This window comes from Selenomonas timonae (assembly GCF_014250475.1).
GTDB classification, from domain to species: Bacteria; Bacillota; Negativicutes; order Selenomonadales; family Selenomonadaceae; genus Centipeda; species Centipeda timonae.
Window position 1 is genome coordinate 1,244,963 of record NZ_CP060204.1, and the last position, 23,085, is coordinate 1,268,047.

Consider the following 23,085-nt stretch of genomic DNA (forward strand, 5'->3'; position numbering starts at 1 on the left):
GGAATATGGCAACAAACAAGCAGTATGATCAGGAGTATATGTACATAAAGGCAGATTGGAACGCTGTGCGTCCTGTTGTAGAGGAACGACTGAGGCGAGCGTTGTCCTAGGAGTGAATCATGGATATTAAAGTGAGGCTTGATGGCAGAGAAGCATCTGTTCGCAAGATATTCACAGAGAACGGGACGACCTTGTTAACGGCAGGATATCGCTCCTACTTGGTAGACGGGACTATTAGAGGAGTGGGCGATGCAGCACATGTTCTGATTGGTTCTTACTCATCTCTAGGGCCACGTATGACATTCCTCTTCCAGGAATCATTCGGATCATCCTATGCAAGCGGCTTTGCAGGCACTGAGACGGAAAACAATCCAATGGCAGCTCCTGTACGAAGCTGTGGCTCTCAGGTGATTATCGGCAGTGATGTCTGGATCGGCTGTGATGTGACCATTCATGGAGGAGTATATATCGGAAATGGGGCTGTGGTTGGTGCAGGGGCGGTTGTCACAGAGAATGTTCCGCCGTATACTGTTGTCGTCGGCAACCCTGTGCGCGTCATTAAGAAGCGATTCGATGCGGAGACAATAGCACGGCTTCAGCACATCAAGTGGTGGTATTGGCCTGCAGAGCAAATCCAGCAGCATATTTCACTATTGTTGGGTGATGTTGGTACATTTATTGCACGGTTTTCTGCATCGGAGGAGCAGATCCCTTCGGAGCCCTTTTTAGAGAGTCTTATTGAGTTTAAGAAAAGGGGGTATATACTTTATTATTTCATACCTGATTTTGAATCCGAGGAGGCAATCTGGCGTAACGTCTTCCGAGACTACTTAGGAGCCTATACGGTGACAGATCATACTGCGCTGCTCCTCGCGCTGCCTGATGATACGCCGGAGGCTTTTCTTACAGAACTCAGCAGCATGCTTGCAGAGGCAGGAGAAGATGCCCCTCTTGTTATGACATGTTGCGCAAATACAGTGGGAATAGCATCTATATGGTCTCATATGGATTCTTTTATTACAACGAAAGAGCCTATATCTTCCGTGTATGCGGACTATGCGGCAGACAGCGGCGTAAATATTGTCTATGGGCTTGCGCCAAGGGAGCGTATCTTTCCGGCACTGCGGGAGAATGCGGCATCCCAAATGCAGATTGTGTGATGTTTTGATCGGGGGAGTAGGTCGTGTTTATTCAGGTCAGTCTTGAGCGAGCTGCAGAGACTCGTATGCTGCATCAGGACGGCAGGGGCTTCATGACCGTAGGCGCCGGTTCCTATGTGGCGGACGGGATCATTGAGCATGGCAGTCAGCGGCTGCACGTACTTGTTGGACGATACTCTTCTTTGACGGGGCATGTCCTGTTTGAGATCGGGATGAACCATGACTATCATCGGACTGCAGCCTATCCATTTGAGGAGTTTTTTTATACCGATGGGATATCGAATCATGCCTTCCATGTCAATAACAATCAGATCATTATCGGGCATGATGTAAAAATCGGCGAGGATGTCATCATTCTTGGGGGCGTTCATATTGGCAGCGGAGCAATTGTCCGTTCGGGCGCTGTTGTTGCAAAGGACATTCCGCCCTATGCCATCGTTGAGGGGAATCCCGCTCAGGTTACAGGATACCGGTATGATGAAGAAACGATTGAGCGGCTTTTGAATATTCAATGGTGGAACTGGCCAGAGGAAAAGATACAAGAGTGTGAGCAGTCTCTGCAAAACAATGCGAAAGCGTTTGCAGAACAATTCTCTGCAGCAGATAATGTTGCACAGCCCGATGAGATCGGACAGGCGCTTGCATCGTTGAGAGAGCAGGGATACGTTATTTATTACTTGGTAGCGGATTTTACAGCGCATGAAAGTATATGGCGAAAGGTGCTCCTGGATTATTTGTCGGCGTATACTGCTGATCGTCCGTCCGACCTCCTCGTTGAAATTTCCAAGGAAGGTTTTTCGACAGAGCGTCAAGAGCTTCTCTCATTGCTCTCCATGTGTCATACGGATGCGCCACTGGTGCAGATATACACATCTGAGAATTCTTCATTCCACATGCTTGAGATGGTAGATTTCCTCATCACGACGAGGGAAGAAATCTCTGCTGCATATGCGGATTATGCTCTTCGTTCCGGCGTGAAGATGGTCTACGGGGGGGATGTGAGGGAGCGTCTCTTTCATCCACCAAGAGAATACGATATAAGCGTTGGCGTTATGACCTACCGGTCGGATTATGACCAGCTGTATACGACACTGTACTCCATCATTTGCCAGCAGGGTTGCTCCTATGAAATTGTCATCGGAGATGATGGAACACAGGACTTCCGGCAGGAGGAGATTGAACTCTGGATGCTGCGCCATGGCTTTCGTAACTATATGATTGTGCGCAGCCCGGAGAATAAGGGGATAGTGCAGAATGCAATGAGCATCCTTCATTCGATGCGCGGGCGCTATGTGAAGATGATCTCGCCGGGGGACTACTTATATGATGATCGTGTTCTCTCTCGTATGATGGACTTCATGAAAACGGAAGGGTGGCAAATTGCCTTTGGGCGCAGTTGTTTCTATGCTAAGGAGGAGGACACATATCGCATCTTTGACCGCATGCAGCCTTTTCAGCTAAAATCCTATAAAGAGCGAGACTATGATGCGGTAAAGCAGGCCTATCTTGTTTGTCAGGACTATGTAGTTGGTGCCGCATTTATGGGGGAGCGTGGCCTTGTAACAGCCTACACAGAGCTGATCTATGGTCGGGTGGTATATGCAGAGGATTCGGCATACGTCATTATGGCTGCCGATGACATTCGCTTCGGGTTTTGGGATCACAACCTTATATGGTATGAGTGCGGGACGGGGATATCGGGCGGAAAATCTGAGCAGTGGAAGGCGCGTCTTTGGCATGACAATCTGGCAACGCTCGCTATTATTGCAGAGCGTCATACAGAACTAAGAGACCTCTGCCACTGGCACGCAGAGGGACGACCTTCTAATTCTCCGTACGCTGAGATTGTCACGAGCTACTATGCGGAGGTGGATCGGATACTCGAGACCGAGACCTATTTGCAGGATGTTGACCCTCGTGAACTGCAAAAACTGATGGAACGTAATATACTATGATGGCGATATGGTGAGTCCGAGAGGAATTGTTCATTCCTTTATAGGTATCGGGAATGAAAAAGGACAATAAAAAAGCCCCCTCATAGGGGGCTATACGCTACATGTTCAAACCACCAACTCACATTGGTGGCTTTTTTATTACTGTGCCAGTGCGTTGACCTTCTTGGCAAGACGCGACTTCTTGCGTGCTGCAGCGTTCTTGTGATAGACGTTGTTTGCAGCCGCCTGATCGATGGACTTGTATGCCGCAACGAGGAGGTTTTTCGCCTCGTCTGCGTTGCCTGCTGCAACAGCGTCATTGACGCTGCGGATGGCGCGGCGGACGCGTGTCTTCTCCGCAACATTACGTGCACGGCGCTTGGCGTCAGACTTAACACTCAGAATGGATGCCTTGATATTCGGCAAATCGTTCACCCCCTCAACGAAAAATGTACTGCGTTATTCTATCACACGGCTTTTGAAAATGCAAATTTTTTTTCGTACACCTGCGCAAGGTGAAGACTCTCGGTATTGAGCAGGATGAGGGCGGTGGAGGCTGCGTGCCAGAGTGCGCCCCCGAAAGGGCTTAGGATGCCCACTGCGGCAAGTCCGATGCCGATGAAGTTCATTGTATATCCAAAGATTGCATTTTGCTCGATTTTCTGCCGCAGCTGGTGTGCCGTACGCAGAAGGAGCGGGAGCTGAGAGAGATCGTCGCTCGCGCATATGATGTCTGCATCTGAGGCGGCGGAGCTGCCTAATACGATGTGCAGGCAGGCTTTCTCGGACGCACTGCGATTGTCCGTGCTTCCTTGAATGTACGCTGTGGAGACGGCAAAGGGATCGTTGGACGGGGGAAGCGCTGTCCGTATGTCACGGATGCCCGCCTGTGCTGCAAGTTGCGCAGCATCGCTTGTCCCGATGGGGGGGAGGAGTACGGGATGCATCCCCATGCGGCGGAGTTTGTCCATGAGCTGCGGCGCATCTGTCTGCATCGTGCCTGTAGGGGCAATGGCGCCTGTTGTAAAGGCGATGTTCTCCATATGTGAGAGCTGCTCCAGTGTCGCACTCGTCCTTATGCGGATGCCGTGCGCTGTGAGCCAGCCGGCAGCCGCAGATACAGCCATCGGCTTAGCGTGGACAAAGGCGTAGGGGCTGAATGCGAGGAGCGCGGTAAAGGCGCGTATCAAATCGCCCGTGCCACAGTAGATCAGCACAGCAAAGACGAGGGCGACGGCGTAAAGTTTTAGAAGTGCTTTATTGTTTGATATGCTGTGCATTGGGTAATCCTCCTTTTATCACACTGTGTGAGCAGTGCACTCGTGCAAAAGACGAACTTGTTTCAGTTTTGAACATATAGTACAATAGAAGCAGAGAAAACGTAAGAAACAGTTCGATGGAAATGTCCGTTATCGGACAAAACACGTAATATGTTCATGTGAGTGAAATAGAAAGAGAAAGTTTATGGAGCGACGCCGCAAAAAGACGAGACAGGCAATCCTTGCCGCATTTCAAGAACTCCTCGCGCACAAGCGCTATGAAAATATCATCGTGCAGGAGATCATCGAGGCTGCCGATGTCGGGCGCAGCACGTTCTACGCGCATTTCGAGACGAAGGATATGCTCCTGCGCGCCATGTGCGAGGATATGTTTGCCCATGTGCTCGAGGATGTGACAGACGAGGGCAGTCACGATTTCTCGCATGACCCCGACAATCCGGCGATGATCGTCTCGCACATGCTCTATCATATGCAGGATCAGCAGCGGAATATCCGAGGGCTGCTGACCTGTGAGAGCAGGGACATCTTTCTCCAATACTTTCGCGACAAGCTGCGCGAGACACTCACTGCGCGTGGGCATTCACTCCTGCGCGAGCACGCACTCCCAGAGGGCTTCCTCATCAACCACATCACGGGCAGCTTCGTGCTGATGGTGGAGTGGTGGATGCAGAACGGCTGCCGTGAGTCTCCCGAGGAAATGTCGGAGATGTACGCCGCACTGATCACGCCAATTTTTCATATATAAATGAAGCACGATGAATGGAAAAATTTGAACATATGACAAATGTCTTGTCAGAAATTTTTCTTTGTAAACTTCTTGATTCGGAGGCAAACATAGGGTACAATAATAGTATGATAAATATGAGGAATGGAAGGTACGAAAGTCCCTCGTCGTTTTATGATTAATTTGAAAAAAGACTGAAAGCACGGCAAGAACTTGCAGGAAATTCGGCTTATTTATCGAATTAGGTAAGTATCATAAAACGAATCAAGGAGGATCAATACGACAGAAATGAGCGAAATCTCATTGAAATCGGCAGGAATACGGCGAAACGGATGGGTGTACGGCAAGCCCGACCGATTTGCCATTGCATATATGTTGGGGATACCACCCGGTATCCGTGAGGGGAGAAATACCTATGAGAAAAACAGAGTGCTTGGCAATGATTCTGGCAGGCGGACAAGGCAGCCGCCTTGGTGCGCTCACGAAGCGCGTCGCAAAGCCGGCGGTTCCGTTTGGGGGGAAATACCGCATCATTGACTTCCCGCTGAGCAACTGTGTCAACTCCGGCATCGAAAAGGTCGGCGTGCTGACACAGTATCGTCCTCTGGAGCTGAACCAGTACCTTGGCTCGGGAAGTGCATGGGATCTCGATAAGCGCGACGGCGGGCTCTTCGTTCTGCCGCCCTACGCACGCGAGAAGGGGGCGGAGTGGTATCGCGGCACGGCAGATGCGATCTACCAGAACCTCAACTTCATCGACATGGCGGATCCCGACTATGTGCTGATCCTCTCGGGTGACCATATCTATACGATGGACTATGCGTGGATGCTTGAAACGCACAAGAAGAACAAGGCGCAGGCGACGATCGGCGTCTTCGAGGTGCCGTGGGATGAGGCGCCGCGCTTTGGCATTATGAATACGGACGAGAGCGGACGGATTGTCGAGTTTGAGGAAAAGCCGGCGAAGCCGAAGAGCAATCTCGCTTCCATGGGTATTTATATTTTCAATCGGGACTACCTTGCCGAGTATCTCACAGCAGACGCCAAGAGCGAGACCTCGAGCCATGACTTCGGCAAGGACATCATCCCGAAGATGCTCGCCGATGAGGGGCGCCTCTACTCCTATGCCTTCAACGGCTACTGGAAGGACGTGGGCACGATCGAGAGCCTCTGGCAGGCGAACATGGATCTCCTGCAGGATGAGCCGCCGTTCGAGCTCTCGGGCAAGTGGCGCATCTACTCGTTCAACCCGTCCATGCCGCCGCAGTTCGTTGGCAAAGAGGCGAAGATCACGCGCTCGATGATCAGCGAGGGCTCCATGATCCTCGGCACGGTTGAGAACTCCGTAATCTTCCCCGGTGTGCGCGTCGGCAAGGGCGCTGTTGTGCGCAACTCGGTTCTCCTTCCGTCTGCGGTCGTTGCGGACGGCGCGCTCGTCGACTATGCGATCCTCGCACAGCGCGCAGTGATCGAGGAGGGCGCGCAGGTCACCGGTCAGGAGTCGCAGATCACGGTCATCCCCGAGGGGGAGACGGTGTCGGCTGCCTCGACTGAGCAGCGTGTCGGCTGATTCGCACACAGAGAATGGAGTGAACATACAATGAACAGCGTGATGGGTCTCATCAACCTGCAGGAGGACGGCAGTCTCATTCGGGAACTCGCCGACCGGCGTGCGGTTGAATCCATTCCCTTCGCCGGACGTTACCGCCTCATCGACTTTGCTCTCTCGAGCATGGTCAACTCCGGCGTCAACAAGGTGGGCATCATGCTCCCCGATGAACCGCGCTCCGTGCTCGACCATCTACGCTCCGGCAAAGACTGGGATCTGGCGCGTCGCCACGACGGACTCTTCTACCTGCCGGCAGCAGCGGATGATGCCCAACGCCACAAGGGCGATCTCAAGAATTTCTATCACAACCTGGACTTCATCGAGCACGCCTCCTCGCGCTACATCCTGCTGACGAACGGCAGCTTTGTCTACAACATCGACTTTGGCAAGGTGCTGCGCTTCCATCAGAATACGGGCGCGGACATCACGCTCGTCTCGCATACGACGATTGACGAGAATACGGGCAACAACATCGTGCTCGACACGGCGGAGAACGGTCTCGTTCTCGACATTGCAGAGAAACCGGTCGCCTATCAGGGTATGAAGGTGTCCATGGGCATCTACCTCATGGACAAGCGCGCGTTCGTCGAGATTGTCCGCCATGCCTATGAGCGCGGGGGGCTCGACTTCATGCTCGATGGCATCATCCGTCGCGCAGATGACTATACGATGTTCGCCTACGAGCATGGTGGCTACATGGCACATGTGGACTCTATGTCGACCTACTATCGGGCGAATATGGAAATCCTCGATCCCGAGGTTTGGCAGGATCTCTTCATGGGCGAGCGTCCCGTCTACACGAAGATCAAGGACGGTGTGCCCGTGCAGTACAAAGAGACCGCCAAGGTCACGAATTCTCTCATCGCGAACGGCTGCATCGTGCGCGGTGAGGTGGAGAACAGCATCCTGTTCCGCGGGGTAAAGGTGGGCAAGGATGTGAAGATCCGCAATTCGATCATCATGCAGAAATGTGACATTCAGGATGGCGCGCTCGTAGAGAATGTCATCTGCGACAAGAACGTCACCATCACGGCGGAGAAGTGGCTGAAGGGCGCTGCGGAGTATCCGCTGGTGATCAAGAAGAATGTCACAATCTAAACGTTGTTTGTTTGCCGTTAGCGGTTCCTTCCCCGCTCCGACGTTCGGAGCGGGAGGGACTATAACGGCTTCTTGTTTCTGATACTTCTTATGGGGATTGCCGTCGTATGCGACAAGAGAAGGTCGGGGAGAGCAAGAGAAGTTTGGAAAAGGAGTGGACGATTTGGCACAGAAGGATCAGGTCAACCGACCGACGGGGAAGGCTCTCGAGACGATGAAGAAAATCTTGAAGAGTCGCTTCATCACAACCGCGCATGTTATGTTTGGCCGCGAGGTAGAAGAACTGACGGAGGTCGAGATCTACAAGACGATCGCGGCAACCGCCAAACAGTCCATCTCGGATAATTGGATCAAGACGAATAAGCAGTACGGGGAGCGCAAGGAGAAGCAGATCTACTATTTCTCCATCGAATTCCTGCTTGGGCGTCTGCTGAAATCCAACCTTATCAACCTCGGCATCGAGGAGGCGCTGAAGGATGTCCTCAAGGATTTCAAGCTGAACCTCTCGGATGCCTATGAGGCGGAGCCGGATGCAGGCCTCGGCAACGGCGGCCTCGGCCGCCTTGCGGCGTGCTTCATCGACTCGCTCGCAGCGCATCGTCTGCCGGGGCACGGCTGTACGATTCGTTACCAGTACGGACTCTTCGAGCAGAAGATTGTCGGCGGCAACCAGGTCGAGATTCCCGACAACTGGCTGCGTGATGGCTTTGCATGGGAGTATCGTAAGCCGGATAAGTCTGTCGATGTCAAATTCGGCGGCAACGCCTATATGCGTGACATGGGTGACGGCAAGCTCGAGCTTGTCCACGAGAACCCTATGATCGTCATGGCAGTGCCGTACGATATGCCGATTGTCGGCTACCACAACGCGACGGTCAACACGTTGCGCATGTGGAATGCGGAGGTTAACCGCGACTTCTCCGACTATGGCATGCTGACACAGGAGCAGATTCAGCAGCGCAACGACTACCGCAGCTTTGTCGAGTCCATCACGCGCTATCTCTATCCCGATGACAGTACATTCGAGGGGCGCCGCATGCGCCTCATTCAGGAGTACTTCTTCGTCTCCGCCGGCGTGCAGAGTATCGTCCGTCACTACAAGAAGACGGGGATGAGCATCTACGATTTCGGCAAGAAGATCGGCATCCACATCAACGACACCCATCCTGCGCTCTGCGTGGCAGAACTCATGCGTGTTCTCGTTGATGATGAGGGGCTGACGTGGGAGGATGCGTGGGCGATCACGCGCGACACGATTGCATATACGAACCACACAATCATGCCCGAGGCGCTTGAGACATGGGGCGTGGATATGTTCCGCCCACTGCTCCCGCGCATCTACATGATTATCGACGAGATCAACCGCCGTCATGTCGAGGAGGTGCGCCGTCGCTATCCGAACAACGAGGACAAGGTGCGTGCACTCTCCATCATTCAGGACGGCGTGATCCACATGGCGCGTCTCTCCATCGTCGGCGGGCACAGTGTCAACGGTGTCGCAAAGATCCACACGGGCATTCTGAAATCCACGACGCTCAAGGATTTCTACGACTATACGCCGCGCAAGTTCAACAACAAGACGAACGGCATCACGCATCGCCGTTGGCTCATGGGGGCGAATCCCGAGCTTGCCGCACTGATCGACGATACACTCGGCAGCCATGAGTGGCATCGCCATCCCGAGAAGATGGACGGACTGCACGACCATGTTGCGGATAAGAACTTCCGCGAGCAGCTCATGAAGATCAAGCATCTGCGTCGTGAGGGGCTTGCACGCTACATCGAGCAGCACAACGGGGTGAAGCTGAACCCGGACTCCATGTTCGACATCCAGGTCAAGCGCATTCACTCCTATAAGCGGCAGCTGATGAACATTCTGCACATCATGTACCGCTACCACCGTGCACTCAGCGAGCCGGGCTTCCTGACGCAGCCCGTGACCTATTTCTTCGGCGGTAAGGCAGCGCCTGGTTACTATATTGCAAAGGAGACGATCCGCCTCATCAACGTGGTTGCAGATTGCATCAACAAGGACAAGCGTGTCAACGATTTCATGAAGGTCATCTTCATCGAGAACTTCGGCGTATCGATCGGCGAGCTGGTCTATCCCGCAGCGGATGTCAGCGAACAGATCTCCACGGCGTCGAAGGAGGCATCGGGCACGGGCAACATGAAGTTCATGATGAACGGCGCGATTACGCTCGGCACGCTTGACGGCGCGAACGTCGAGATCCGCGATGCGGTGGGCAATGAGCACTGCGTCATCTTCGGCCTCAAGGCGGAGGAGGTCATGAACTACTACGCGACGGGCGCCTACTCGGCGTGGGATGAATACCACACGAACGAGAAGGTACGCACGGTGATGAACCAGCTCGTCGACGGCACCTATGGGGATTTCCGTTCGCTGTATGACTATCTCCTGCATGCGAACGATGAATTCTTTATACTCAAGGATTTCAATGCGTATGACAACGCGCGCATTGAGGTCATGCGGCGGTTCAAGGACAAGGACGGCTGGGCACGCACGGCGGCAATGAACGTCGCGCACTCCGGCGGATTCTCGTCCGACCGCACGATTGACGAGTATGCACGGGAGATCTGGGACATCCATCCCGTCATTATCTCGTAGACAGACAGGGGGCGGAGCACTCCGCACCCTCTAGGAAAATACAGGAGGGGATCGTATGAAGACATCTGCACTCAGTGAGTTTGATCTGTACCTCTTTCATCAGGGCACCAATTATCACGCGCAGGAAATGCTTGGCGCACATTTCGTCGAGCAGGACGGCAAAAAGGGCGTCCGATTTACGGTATGGGCGCCGAATGCGAAGGCAGTCAGCGTCGTGGGTGAGTTCAACGACTGGAATGTGTTCATCCATCCGATGAACCGCATCGACGACGGTGAGATCTGGGAGGTCTTTGTCGAGGGGATCGGCGAGGGCGAGATCTACAAGTACGCCATCGAGCCGCAGTGGGGCGGTCCCCGTATCATGAAGGCAGATCCCTATGGCTTCTACGCGGAGAAAAAGCCCCTGACAGCATCGCGCACCTATGACATGAACCACTATGAGTGGAAGGATGAGGCGTGGCAGAAGCGCAAGGAGCAGGAGTCCTCGTATGAGCGTCCCATGCTCACCTACGAGGTGCATGCGGGCTCTTGGCGGCGCACGCTTGAGGGCGACTACCTCTCCTACCGTGAGCTGGCAGATCAGCTCATCAGCTACGTCAAGGACATGAACTACACCCATATCGAGTTCATGCCTCTCTGCGAGCACCCCTATGACGGTTCGTGGGGCTATCAGGCGACCGGCTATTTCGCCGTGACAAGCCGCTACGGCACGCCGGACGATTTCCGTTACCTTGTCGATACTGCGCATCAGAACGGCATCGGCATCATCATGGACTGGGTACCGGGGCATTTCTGCAAGGATGAGCAGGGGCTGCGTCATTTCGACGGCAAGAACCTCTATGAGTCCGACAATGAGACGCGTGCAGAGAACTGGGAGTGGGGCACCACGAACTTTGACTACGGGCGCACGGAGGTGCAGAGTTTCCTCATCTCGAACGCGCTCTTCTGGTTCGAGGAGTTCCACATCGACGGTCTGCGCATCGATGCGGTTGCGAATATGCTCTACCTCAACTACGGGCGCAAGGACGGCGAGTGGCAGCCGAACAAGTACGGCGACACGGGCAACCTTGAGGCGATGGACTTCCTAAAGAAGCTCAATGAAACGATCTTCAAGTACCATCCGCACGCGCTCATGATCGCGGAGGAGTCTACCTCGTGGCCGCTGATCTCGAAGCCTGTCTACATGGGCGGCATGGGCTTCAACTACAAGTGGAACATGGGCTGGATGAACGACATGCTCTCCTATGTGAGCCTTGACCCGATCTACCGCAAGTGGAATCAAGACAAGATCACGTTCTCCCTCATGTATGCGTTCTCCGAGAATTTCGTCCTGCCACTCTCGCATGACGAGGTTGTGCACGGCAAGTGCTCGCTCATCAGCAAGATGCCGGGGGACTACTGGCAGAAATTTGCGGGGCTACGCGGGTTCTTCGGGTACTGGATGGCGCATCCGGGCAAGAAGCTGCTCTTCATGGGCGGCGAGTTCGGACACTTCATCGAGTGGAACTTTGACGACAGCATGGACTGGCACCTCGTCGAGCAGTATCCGATGCACACGAAGATGCTCGCATACTCGAAGGCGCTCAATAAATTCTACGTCGACAACAAGGCACTCTGGCAGGTGGACTTCGACTGGAACGGCTTCCAGTGGATCGACTGTAATGACAGCGAGAACAGCATCATTGCGCTCGTCCGCCGCGCTGAGGATCGCAATGACTTCATCGTCTGCGTGCACAACTTTACGCCTGAGGTGCGCCACGGTTACCGCATCGGCGTTCCGACGAAGGGAACGTACGTCGAGGTGTTCAACTCCGACGAGGAGCAGTACGGCGGTAGCGGCGTGCTCAACACGGGCGATATTGTGAGCGAGGACTATGCGTTCCACGGGCGTGAACAGTCCGTCGTCATCACAGTGCCACCGCTGGCGACGACATTCTATCGCCTGAAGCGCCAGAGCGGGGCGGGCACACCCGTCAGCGAGGTCTCCGAGACAGTGGATGCTGTAGCAAAAAAAAAAGCTGTAACTTCTAAAACGAGTGCTGCCGCAGCGAAGAAGGCAGATGCGGCGCCAAAGAAGGCCGCGCCGAAGAAGCGGACGGCGACCAAGACCTCTGCGGAAAAGGACGATGTGAAGCTGGCGGCAAAGAAGACGTCGCGGACAAGCACGGCTGCAAAGAAAGAGACAGAGGAAAAGCCAGCAAAGAAGACGACGGCGAAGAAGACGACCAAGACGACTGCGAAGGAGTCTGCGGCGGCTGAAAAGCCTGTGAAAAAGGCGGCGCCGAAGAAGTCGACGAAGGCAAAGGCTGCGGCGGAAGCTTCCGCCGAGGAAAAGACGGCGAAAACGGCTGCAAAGAGCACGGCAAAGACAACGAAGTCGACGGCAATGACGGCAACGAAGAAGAAGCCCATGCGCAAGGCTTCCTCGGAGGTCGAGGAGAAGCCAAAGAAAACGCGTGCAGCAAAGTCGTAAGAAATAAAAGTGCAGCGCGTATGGAATAGGAGAATGACGAGAGCTGAGACACAGTATGATAGGCTCATGGGTCGGATGATTACGGCACCGACCGTGAGGTAAAGGAGGATATTGGGATGAAGGTACTTTATGTAGCATCGGAGGCAGTTCCATTTGTCAAGACCGGCGGTCTTGCGGATGTGGCGGGCTCGCTCCCTGCCGCACTCGTTCGGGACGGAGTGGACTGCCGCGTCATTCTGCCGAAGTACGGTGCGATTGCCGACGAGATTCGCAGCTCCATGGAGCATATCTATGACGGGGTTCTGAACGTCGCGTGGCGTGACAAGTTCGTCGGCATTGATAAGTATGTACTGGACGGCGTGACCTACTATTTTGTGGACAATGAGGAGTATTTCAATCGCGAGGGATTCTACGGGTATCCCGACGATGCGGAGCGCTTCTCGTTCTTCAGCCGCGCTGTGCTCAATCTCCTGCCTGCTCTCGATTTCTGGCCGGACATCATCCACTCGAATGACTGGCACGCTGCGCTTGTCAACGTGTTCCTCAAGCTGGAACATATGGACGACGCGCGCTATGCGGGGATCAAGACGCTCTTCACCATCCACAATCTGAAGTATCAGGGCATTTTCCCGAAGGATGTCATGACGGACGTGCTCGGGCTTGACTGGCAGTATTTCAACAACGGCGACTTCGAGTTCTTCGATGCGGTCAACTTTATGAAAGCCGGTATCGTCTATGCTGACTACGTGTCGACCGTCAGCAAGACCTACGCCGAGGAGATCCAGTACGACTACTACGGCGAGCATCTCGAAGGACTCCTGCGCAAGCGCCGCGAGGAACTCTTCGGCATCGTGAACGGCATCGACTACGATGTCTACAATCCGCAGACGGACAAGAACCTCTACGTGAACTATGACATCAAGAAGGCCGTTGAGGGCAAGAGCGACAACAAGGTGCATCTGCAGCGCGATCTCGGGCTCCCTGAGAACCGCCGCACGCCGATGGTCGCGATGATCACACGCCTCGTGGCGAACAAGGGGCTCGATCTTGTCGTGCGCGTCTTGGACGAGATACTCCAGCATGAGAACATCCAGTTTGTCCTGCTCGGCACGGGCGACCGCGGCTATGAGGACTGGTTCAAGGAACTCGCGTGGCGCTACCCGAACAAGGTGTCGATCAACATTCGTTTCTCGAACGAGCTTGCACAGCGCATCTATGCGGCATCGGATATCTTCCTCATGCCGTCGATGTTCGAGCCGTGCGGTCTCGGGCAACTCATCGCCATGCGCTACGGCACCATTCCCGTCGTGCGTGAGACGGGCGGACTGAAGGATACGGTCGTGCAGTTCGATCGCTCGGACGTGGACAAGGGCAACGGCTTCCTGTTCTACGAATACAATGCCCATGAGATGATGTATGCCCTCAAGCGTGCGCTTGCCGCCTATGGCAATCTGCGCGAGTGGCGTCAGCTCGTCTTTACGGCAATGCACAGCGACTTTAGCTGGAAGCGCTCGGCGAAGGAGTACGAAAAGCTCTATGAGCGCCTCCTGCTCGAAAACTGAGCTGCTTCGCGAGAAATCCGATTTGTGCGTGAGTTGACCTTATTTGAGGTTTCTACGACGCACCCCCTATGAAACCGCTGGTGAATTGGTTCAAATAAGAACGTTTGATTCGCCGGTGGTTTCTGTGCGTTTTGTTTTAGGAATCACTGGTAATAATGAAGTCCATCAGATTGGTGCAGAATTTATCAGTGATCCGTTAGGAAAGGAGAGGGTGCTATGCTGGAATCTTATCAAGTGGAGCACAACTCGCAGAATATATACTACCGCTCCATTGTCGGGGCGGCGGAGGCGGGGAGTCGTCTGCGTCTTGGCATCCGCATTCGTACCTACGAGCCCATACAGCAGGTGCTTGTGCGCCTGTGGCAGGATCAGACGGGGGAGCGTCTGATTCCGCTTGAGACGAGAGACACGCAGGGAGAGCAAAAATTTTATACCGCGTGGTTCAACCTCCCGGACTATGGCTGTCTGGTTTGGTATTACTTCATCATCACGATGGAGAGCGGTACCTATTTCTACGGAAACAACCTGGAGATGCTGGGTGGCATCGGAGCGCTCACCATGGAGGCACCGGCGTCCTATCAGATTACGATCTACAACAAAGGTGCGCGCACACCGGACTGGTTCAAGAACGCCGTCATGTATCAGATCTTCCCCGATCGCTTTGCGCGTGCAGGGGATACGATCGTGAAGAAGAAGGGCGCAGTCATCCGTACGGACTGGACGGACGACCCGATGTATCTCAAGGATCCGGACACGAAGGAGATCATCGCCTATGACTTCTTCGGCGGGAATCTGCGCGGTGTCATGGAGAAGCTGGACTATCTGAAGGATCTCGGCATCTCCTGTATCTACTTCAACCCCGTCTTTGAGTCCGAGAGCAACCATCACTATGACACGGGGGACTATCACAAGATCGACCCCGTACTGGGCGACATCGAGGACTTTCGTGCGCTCGTCACAGCAGCGGAGCAGCGCGGCATCCGCATCATCCTCGACGGTGTGTTCAGCCATACGGGCAGCAACAGCATCTACTTCAACCGTCAGCAGCAATACGGATCGCTCGGTGCATACCAGTCGAAGGAATCGCCGTACTACTCGTGGTATCACTTCCGCAACTACCCGAACGAGTACGACTGCTGGTGGGACTTCGACACGCTCCCAAACGTCAACGAGACCGACCCTGCCTATATGGACTTCGTTATCACGGGCAAGGACAGTGTGCTCCATCACTGGATGAACGAGGGCATAGCGGGCTGGCGTCTCGACGTGATCGATGAGCTGCCGCCGACCTTCTCCAAGACGTTCTTCGCGGAGCTGAAAAAGCGCAATCCTGATGCCGTCATGATCGGCGAGGTCTGGGAGGATGCCTCGAACAAGGTCGCGTACGGCACACCGCGCGAATACCTCTCGGGCAACGAGATGGATTCTGCGATGAACTATCCGCTGCGCACCATCATGCTCGACTTCCTCACGGGGGCATCGGACGGGCAGCAGACCGCGCGACGCCTTGCAAGCCAGATCGAGAACTACCCGAAGGAAAATCTCTATGCGATGATGAACCTCATCGGCAGTCATGATGTGCAGCGTGCGATCACCGTCCTCGCGGGCGTGCCCTACTACGAGGGGATGCCCGCCATCGAGCAGTCGCGCGTGCGCATGACGCCGGAGCAGTTCGACCTCGGCTCGCGCCGACTCCTCATGGCGACACTCTGGCAGATGACCTATCCCGGTGTGCCGAGCGTCTACTACGGCGACGAGATCGGAATGCAGGGGTTCAAAGACCCGTTCAACCGCCGCCCCTACGATTGGGAGCACGGCAACAAGGAGATTCGCGGCTGGTTCGAGCGGTTCATCGCCGTCCGCAACGAGAACGATGCCCTGCGCACGGGCGATATCCTGCCGCTCTACGGTGCGGGTGATGTCATCGCATACGCGCGCACGATCCGTTCGGGCTACGATGTATTCAATCAAGAAAAGGAAGACGGCGTATTTATCGCCGCATTCAACCGCAGCCTGACGGAGACGCTGACAATCGACGTTGATGTGAGCGACTTTGCCTGCGGCACATTCGAGGACGCATTCAAGCCCTCGCGCACCTATGAGGTGGAGCGCGGGCGGCTGCGCATCAAGATTCCGCCGCTCTTCGGACTGCTCCTGCGCGAGCGCAAAGAGCCGCGCCGCTACGAGCGCAAGGCGGGTGTACTCCTGCATCCGACGTCGCTGCCGTCGAAATACGGCGTGGGCGACTTCGGCAAGGAGGCGTACCGTTTCCTCGACTTCCTCGACGAGGCGGGGCAGAAGATTTGGCAGATCCTGCCGCTCAGTCCGGTCGGACATGGCTACTCGCCCTATCAGTCCATCTCCGCGTTCGCGGGCAATATCATGATGATCGACCCCGAGGATCTTGCCGCGCGCGGCTGGCTCAGCGAGAAAGACCTTTTCCTGCCGTATGAGGCGAATACGGCGTTCATCGACTTCGAGCGCGTCAAGCAGTTCAAGAAAGAACTGCTCGAAAAGGCGTTCCGCTCATTCCGCAAGACGAGTGCAAAGGACAAGGAGTTCAAGGCATTCTGTGAGAAAGAGGCGTATTGGCTCGACGACTACGCGCTCTTTCATGCGGCAAAGAAGGAATACGGGCGTTGCGCATGGACGGACTGGCCGGCGGAGATCAAACACCGTGAGCCCGCAGCCCTGAAAGCTCTTGCCGAGCGGCAGAAGGATGAGGTGGAGCTGGATCGTTTCAAGCAGTACATCTTCCATCTCCAGTGGAACCGCCTGCACGACTACGCGAAGAAGAAGAACATCGAGATCCTCGGCGACATGCCGATCTTCGTTGCGCAGGACAGCGCGGACGCGTGGGCACATCAGCAGCTCTTTGACCTGAACGAGGATGGCACGCCGCGTACCGTCGCGGGCGTACCGCCCGACTACTTTGCAGCGAACGGGCAGCTCTGGGGCAACCCGCAGTATAACTGGGATGCCATGAAGGCGGAGAACTACGCATGGTGGAAGAACCGCTTCCGGAAGCTGCACGAGCAGGTCGACATCATCCGCATCGACCACTTCCGCGCGTTTGAGGCGTACTGGTCGGTGGATGGCAAGGCGGAGACCGCAATCAACGGGCGATGGATCAAAGGGCCGGGCAAGCCCTTCTTCGACGAGATCGAGCGGGAGCTTGGTGAACTCAATATCGTTGCCGAGGATCTCGGTATCATCACGAGCGAGGTCGAGCGGCTGCGTGACGACTGCGGCTTCCCCGGCATGAAGATCGTTCACTTCATGCTCGAACCGAACGAGTCGGGGCGCGTCGGCTTCGTCACCCCGGAGAACAGCATCGTCTACACGGGGACGCACGACAACAACACGACCGTCGGCTGGTACACGCGCGACATCGACGAAGTGCTGCGCGAGACGCTCGCAAATCTCATGGGCACGACCTCAGATCGGCCGAAGACCATCTGCAAGCGCCTCATCAAGGCAGCGTACGCCTCGCGTGCGCGCATGGCGATCATCCCCATGCAGGATCTCCTCGCACTCGATGAGCGCGCCCGCATGAACACGCCGGGCACCGTCGGCATCAACTGGCGCTGGAGCCTCAAGAAGGACTACCTCCTCGAACTCGACCCGAAAAAACTGAAAGCACTCTGCGTGCGTTATCATCGGTGAGCTTCGTAGGACGCAGTACGATCCCCTTTGCATTTCGGTGCGGAGGGGATTCTTTCTTTTTTCCCCATTTTATGGTATGCTAAAATAGATTTTCTGATAGGGAGGAAGAATCATGGCAGAGTACACATATACGGTTGAGAAACCGTGTCCAGTCTGTGGGGAAAAGACACATGCGACGAAGCTGAAGGCGCGTCTCATCACGCTGGGAACGGATGAGGATTTCTGCGTGCACTACGAGGGCGTGAATCCCTATCGCTATCGTGTCTGGCAGTGTGAGCACTGCGGCTTTGCCGCCGACGAGAAGCAGTTCACGGAGGAGCCGCTGAGTCCGCGTGACAAGGCGAAGATCCAGGAGCTCCTTGAGGGGCGCAAGATCAATCTGCCGTACAAGGAAGAGCGCACGGTGGAGGATGCGATCCGCGCCTACAAGCTCGGCATTTACTTTGCTGAGCGTCTCGGTTGGACGCTGCAAAAGCAGGCGGGCTACTGCATGGGCATGGCATGGGTCTACCGCGACACGGACGAGAGGGACAAGGAGGATGAGATGCTGCGCCGTGCCGCCGAGCTCTATGAGAAGTCGGTGATGACGGAACACTATCCGATCCATGGAATGAGCGACAGCATGGCACTCTATATTGTTGGCGCAGCGTATTACCGTCTGGGCGACTATGAGAAGGCGACGCAGATGCTCTCGCAGATCATGGGTGATCAGGAGGTACGCAAAAACGATGTGAAACTCTTCGAGCGCACACAGAGTCTCTGGCTCGAGCTGCGCGAGAAGAAGGCGGAAGCGGAGAAGGCAAAAAGTTAATGGTCATTGATATTCCTGCAAATTTCATCGAACAAGTGAAGAATATCGACTGGAGCGGTGTGCGCGAGGCGGTGAAAGACTACGGCTCCGTGCTCACAGTCCTGCGCGATACATGGGATCGTGAGACGCTGGCACAGATCGCCGACGGGCATCTCTTCGTGCGCGATGCCACGTTGAACGAGGCGATTGCAAAGAACATCGGGACGGAGGGAACGGTGCGCGGTATCGAGCTGCACTCGCATGCAGACGGCCGTCTCGATCTCATCTGCACGACATCGAAGAAGTATAAAAAAATCGAGCTGTCGGGCACAATCGAGGAGTTCGTTCACGATGGGGACAAGTCCTATGCGGTCTATCGCGTACGGAAGAAGAATATCCCCGATCACGGCTTTGTGTCGTGGGTGTTTTCGCGCGTCTCACTGTCGCTGGCGGAGCGCATGATGGGGCGTTTCGATGTGTCCGACACCCTGCCCGTGGAGATTCGCGGGAATAAGGTATACGTGGACTTTCACGAGGTGCTTGCCGCATCGAAGCTCGGACAGACGACGTTCCAGGGGCATAAGCTGACAGATATGATCGAGATTGAGGGCGCCTCGGTGCAGGCGGGCGGCATCATGTTTGACACGAAGCTGAATGTGCCCGATGATGTCAAGGATGCACTGCGGGCAGTTGTTCGGGAAAGAGGCTCCGTTGCTGCAGGGGACGGCGCGGAAGAAGGAGGAGAACATTGACGAGATTTTCTTTGATTCGTACACTTTGTATTGCAATGCTGGCGCTGTTTCTTGTGCCGCAAGCAGTTGATGCGGCAAAGAGGGAGCCGATCACAGATAAGATTGTTTTCGTTCCGCATGACAGCCGTCCGATCTCGAGCAAGCAGACGGCGGACGTTGTGCAGCGTGTGGGATACGAGATCGTTGTTCCGCCGACAGAGCTGCTTGGGAACCGCGAGGACTGGGGACATCCGGACGAGCTCTGGACGTGGCTGGACGCAGCGCTCGCACAGCCGGGGGTAAAAGCGGCAGTCATCTCTTCGGATGCCATGATCTACGGCAGTCTCGTCGGTTCGCGCAAGCATTCCTTCACGCGTGCACAGGTGCTCGAACGAGCAGCACGCTTCGAGGGGCTGCAGAAATCCCATCCGAAGGTCCCTCTCTATGTGTTCGGCTCGATCATGCGGACACCGCGCACGGGCGAAGCATCGGGGCATGAGGAGCCGGAGTACTACCGCCGCTACGGGGCGGACATCTTCCGCTATACCGTTCTCCGTGACAAGGATGAGGTCGAGGGGCTCACGCGCCGCGAGCGCAAGGAGTACGACTTCCTCGGCCGTCTGATCCCGCAGGAGGCACTTGCCGACTGGATGGGGCGTCGTGAGAAAAACTATGCAGTCAACGAATACCTGATTGAACTCATGAAGCGGCACGATACATTCCGCTATCTGACCCTTGGGCGTGACGACAACGCACCGTTCTCGCAGACGCATCTCGAGAGCCGTCATCTGACGGAGACGGGTGCGAGTCTCGGCAAGACACGCTTCCAGACGATGGCGGGCATCGATGAGATCGCGCTGCTCATGCTGACGCGCGCAGTGAACGAGCAGAAGCATGAGATACCCTTTGTCTTTGCACGCTACAACTGGGGGCGCGGCGCGGATACCGTGCCGGCGTACTCGGATGAGAAGATCAGCACCTCAATCTCGGATGCCGTACTCGCGGCGGGTGGCATGATGGTGCGCGCGCCGGAGAAGGCGGATGTCGTGCTCACGGTGAATACGAATCCGGACGGGAGTACGTACGAGGCAAATGCCGTGATCAATGACGGCACGCCGCGCGAGGGAACGGCATATTTTGCTGATCTCGTGTCGGACTATGTGGCAAAGGGCTATCCCGTCGCCGTTGCAGACATTGCATTTGCGAACGGTTCGGACAATGCGCTGATGGCGGAGCTGCAGAAGCGAGGACTCCTCTACAAGATTCACGCCTATGCGGGCTGGAACACACCGACGAACAGCTCGGGCTTTGCCCTCGGCGAGGGCATGCTCGTCCGACATATGGATGCGGATTCGGTCGATCATCTGCTCACGACACGCTATCTTGATGATTGGGCTTATCAGGCGAATGTCCGCAATATGATTGCGCGCCAGCTTACATGGCTGCGCGGGGATGGGTTCTACGGCAGCCTCGGGACGAAGATGGATGCGGTTTCCCTGCGTTCGACGCGCATGATGAACCGCTTCATTGAGGAGAATCTGCCGCCGATTGCCGAGATCAATACGGTCACGGTCACTTTCCCGTGGAACCGTATGTTTGAGTCGGACATCCTGCCAGAGGATCCAGGCTTTGCGCAAGAGTATCTTGCAAGGAGGAAATAATATGCACGGGAAAATGCTGATTGCCTACTTCTCAGCATCCCCTTCGCGGCGGACGGCAACGGTGGCGCATAAGATTGCCGATGTGATCGGCGCTGATCTCCATGAGATCATGCCCGCCGTTCCGTATACGCAGGACGATCTCAACTGGAACGATCACAGTAGCCGATCGAGCGTGGAGATGCGTGACCCAAACAGCCGCCCCGAGATTGCGGAGACACCGCTGGATCTCGCGCCGTACGGTGTCATCTTCATCGGATTTCCGATCTGGTGGTATAAGGCACCGCACATCATCAACACCTTCCTCGAGAGCTATGATCTGACGGGTAAGACGATTGTGCCGTTTGCGACCTCGGGCGGCAGTGCGATGGGACAGACGGTGGTGTATTTGCGTCCTTCGGCGGAGGGTGCCGTCGTGAAGGAAGGCCGTCGATTCGAAATGGGCGAGACACCGATGGCGATCAACTCGTGGATCGCGGCTTTGGGTATTTGAGTTTATACGATTGTAATTGCGTTGGAGTTGCTGCACAGGGGGCGGCAACTCCTTTCTATATGGGGATCATTTTTTAGAGGAGACTTCATGAAACGCAGGAACTTTATCTTTGGCGCGCTCGCGGGGCTGGGGGCACTCGCGGGCGGCGCAGGACTCTTTGTGCGGCAGGAGAAATTCGGCCGCGCACCCTCAGGGGAGCGCCTAGCACGTATTCAGGCGTCGCCACACTATGTCAACGGGCAGTTCGTCTGCCTCGAGCCGGTGGATGTGATGGCGGAGGAGCTGCCCGATGAGGAGAAGCCGAACCGCATCGAGACACTCTACCGCGTCCTCTTCGGCGGCGACGATGGGCGCGTGCCGAAGGAGGTGATCCCGAGCAGCAAGACAGATCTCCACGCGATTCCGCATGAGAAGGATATTGCCGTATGGATGGGGCATTCGACCTTTTACCTGCAAATCGGAGGGCGTCGCCTCCTCGTCGACCCCGTATTCTCCGACTACGGCTCGCCGATCTTTTTCATCAACCGCGCTTTCCGCGGGAGCAATGTCTATACGGCAGAGGATATCCCCGAGCTCGATGTGCTGCTCATAACGCACGATCACTGGGATCACCTCGACTATGCGACCGTGATGGCGCTGAAACCGAAAGTAAAGGAGGTCATCTGTCCGCTCGGCGTCGGCGAGTTCTTCGAGCAGTGGGGCTTTGATCTTGCACATCTCCACGAGGAGGACTGGGACACGGACATCACGCTCGCCGATGATTTCCATATCCACATCCTCCCTTCACAGCATTTCTCGGGGCGCTTCCTCACGCGCAACAATACCGAGTGGTGCGGCTTTGCCATCGTCACACCGCAGCGGCGCGTCTACATCAGTGGGGATGGCGGCTATGGGAAGCATTTCGCGGATATTGGAAGACGTTTTGACGGCTTCGATCTCGCGATGATGGAGAACGGGCAGTACAATATGCAGTGGCACGCGATTCATATGCTCCCGAACGAGACGGCACAGGCGGCGGAGGACGTGCACGCACGCATCCTGCTGCCCGCGCACAGCGGCAAATTCGCGCTCGCCCTGCATACATGGCAGGAGCCATATCGTGAGCTACTGAAGGAGAGCGCGGGGCGTCCCTATCGGATGGTCACGCCACGCATCGGCGAGACCGTGGACATCGCATACCCCGCCGACTTCCCGCACTGGTGGGAAGGACTTGCCTGAGATACGCGATATTATATTCTGATGAAATAAGGATCCGCGCTAATACGGCGCGGATCTTTG

The 23,085-nt window shown here is 55.6% G+C and carries 16 protein-coding genes; 14 read left to right on the top strand and 2 right to left on the bottom strand.

Going from position 1 to position 23,085, the window contains the following annotated elements:
* The first annotated feature begins 119 nt into the window (after positions 1-119).
* Entirely contained in the window at positions 120-1,160 is a 1,041-nt protein-coding gene (locus tag H1B31_RS11540; protein WP_185979668.1) for a DapH/DapD/GlmU-related protein, read from the top strand.
* A 23-nt stretch (positions 1,161-1,183) separates the two neighbouring features.
* Positions 1,184-3,115, top strand: a complete 1,932-nt coding sequence (locus H1B31_RS05930) for a glycosyltransferase (RefSeq protein ID WP_226372075.1) — start codon at positions 1,184-1,186, stop codon at positions 3,113-3,115.
* Between the two features lie 138 nt (positions 3,116-3,253).
* Here the strand turns inward: H1B31_RS05930 and rpsT are convergent, their stop codons facing one another.
* Entirely contained in the window at positions 3,254-3,520 is a 267-nt protein-coding gene (gene rpsT / locus H1B31_RS05935; RefSeq protein WP_009438217.1) for a 30S ribosomal protein S20, read from the bottom strand.
* Between the two features lie 41 nt (positions 3,521-3,561).
* On the bottom strand, positions 3,562-4,374 hold the full coding sequence (locus H1B31_RS05940; protein ID WP_185979669.1) for a hypothetical protein: 813 nt from the start codon (positions 4,372-4,374) through the stop codon (positions 3,562-3,564).
* A 184-nt stretch (positions 4,375-4,558) separates the two neighbouring features.
* Here H1B31_RS05940 and H1B31_RS05945 point away from each other — a divergent pair, with 184 nt between their 5' ends.
* From H1B31_RS05945 to H1B31_RS06000, 12 genes are all read left to right on the top strand, one after another.
* Positions 4,559-5,119 (top strand): TetR/AcrR family transcriptional regulator, encoded by a 561-nt coding sequence (locus H1B31_RS05945; RefSeq protein ID WP_185979670.1) that lies wholly within the window; start codon positions 4,559-4,561, stop codon positions 5,117-5,119.
* A gap of 394 nt (positions 5,120-5,513) precedes the next feature.
* On the top strand, positions 5,514-6,668 hold the full coding sequence (locus H1B31_RS05950; protein WP_185979671.1) for a glucose-1-phosphate adenylyltransferase: 1,155 nt from the start codon (positions 5,514-5,516) through the stop codon (positions 6,666-6,668).
* 30 nt (positions 6,669-6,698) lie between these two features.
* On the top strand, positions 6,699-7,805 hold the full coding sequence (gene glgD / locus H1B31_RS05955) for a glucose-1-phosphate adenylyltransferase subunit GlgD (RefSeq protein WP_185979672.1): 1,107 nt from the start codon (positions 6,699-6,701) through the stop codon (positions 7,803-7,805).
* Positions 7,806-7,968: 163 nt separating this feature from the next.
* Positions 7,969-10,434, top strand: a complete 2,466-nt coding sequence (locus H1B31_RS05960; RefSeq protein WP_037346596.1) for a glycogen/starch/alpha-glucan phosphorylase — start codon at positions 7,969-7,971, stop codon at positions 10,432-10,434.
* 55 nt (positions 10,435-10,489) lie between these two features.
* Positions 10,490-12,907: a 1,4-alpha-glucan branching protein GlgB gene (gene glgB / locus H1B31_RS05965; RefSeq protein ID WP_185979673.1), complete on the top strand. Its 2,418-nt coding sequence runs from the start codon at positions 10,490-10,492 to the stop codon at positions 12,905-12,907.
* 116 nt (positions 12,908-13,023) lie between these two features.
* Complete coding sequence (gene glgA / locus H1B31_RS05970; protein ID WP_185979674.1) at positions 13,024-14,469, top strand: glycogen synthase GlgA; 1,446 nt, start codon at positions 13,024-13,026, stop codon at positions 14,467-14,469.
* 216 nt (positions 14,470-14,685) lie between these two features.
* The gene (gene malQ / locus H1B31_RS05975; protein ID WP_185979675.1) at positions 14,686-18,135 is read left to right on the top strand and encodes a 4-alpha-glucanotransferase; all 3,450 of its coding nucleotides are present in this window, start codon (positions 14,686-14,688) and stop codon (positions 18,133-18,135) included.
* 112 nt (positions 18,136-18,247) lie between these two features.
* Positions 18,248-18,946 carry a DUF2225 domain-containing protein gene (locus tag H1B31_RS05980; protein ID WP_185979676.1) on the top strand — a complete coding sequence of 233 codons (699 nt, stop codon included), beginning with the start codon at positions 18,248-18,250 and terminating at the stop codon, positions 18,944-18,946.
* The gene (locus tag H1B31_RS05985; RefSeq protein ID WP_185979677.1) at positions 18,946-19,677 is read left to right on the top strand and encodes a hypothetical protein; all 732 of its coding nucleotides are present in this window, start codon (positions 18,946-18,948) and stop codon (positions 19,675-19,677) included. The genes H1B31_RS05980 and H1B31_RS05985 overlap by 1 nt, the downstream gene beginning before the upstream one ends.
* Positions 19,678-19,712: 35 nt before the next feature.
* On the top strand, positions 19,713-21,317 hold the full coding sequence (locus tag H1B31_RS05990; protein ID WP_185981240.1) for a DUF4127 family protein: 1,605 nt from the start codon (positions 19,713-19,715) through the stop codon (positions 21,315-21,317).
* 1 nt (position 21,318) lies between these two features.
* On the top strand, positions 21,319-21,807 hold the full coding sequence (locus H1B31_RS05995) for a flavodoxin (protein ID WP_185979678.1): 489 nt from the start codon (positions 21,319-21,321) through the stop codon (positions 21,805-21,807).
* An 87-nt stretch (positions 21,808-21,894) separates the two neighbouring features.
* Positions 21,895-23,025, top strand: coding sequence for an MBL fold metallo-hydrolase (locus H1B31_RS06000; RefSeq protein WP_185979679.1), 1,131 nt, complete (start codon positions 21,895-21,897; stop codon positions 23,023-23,025).
* Positions 23,026-23,085 lie beyond the last annotated feature (60 nt).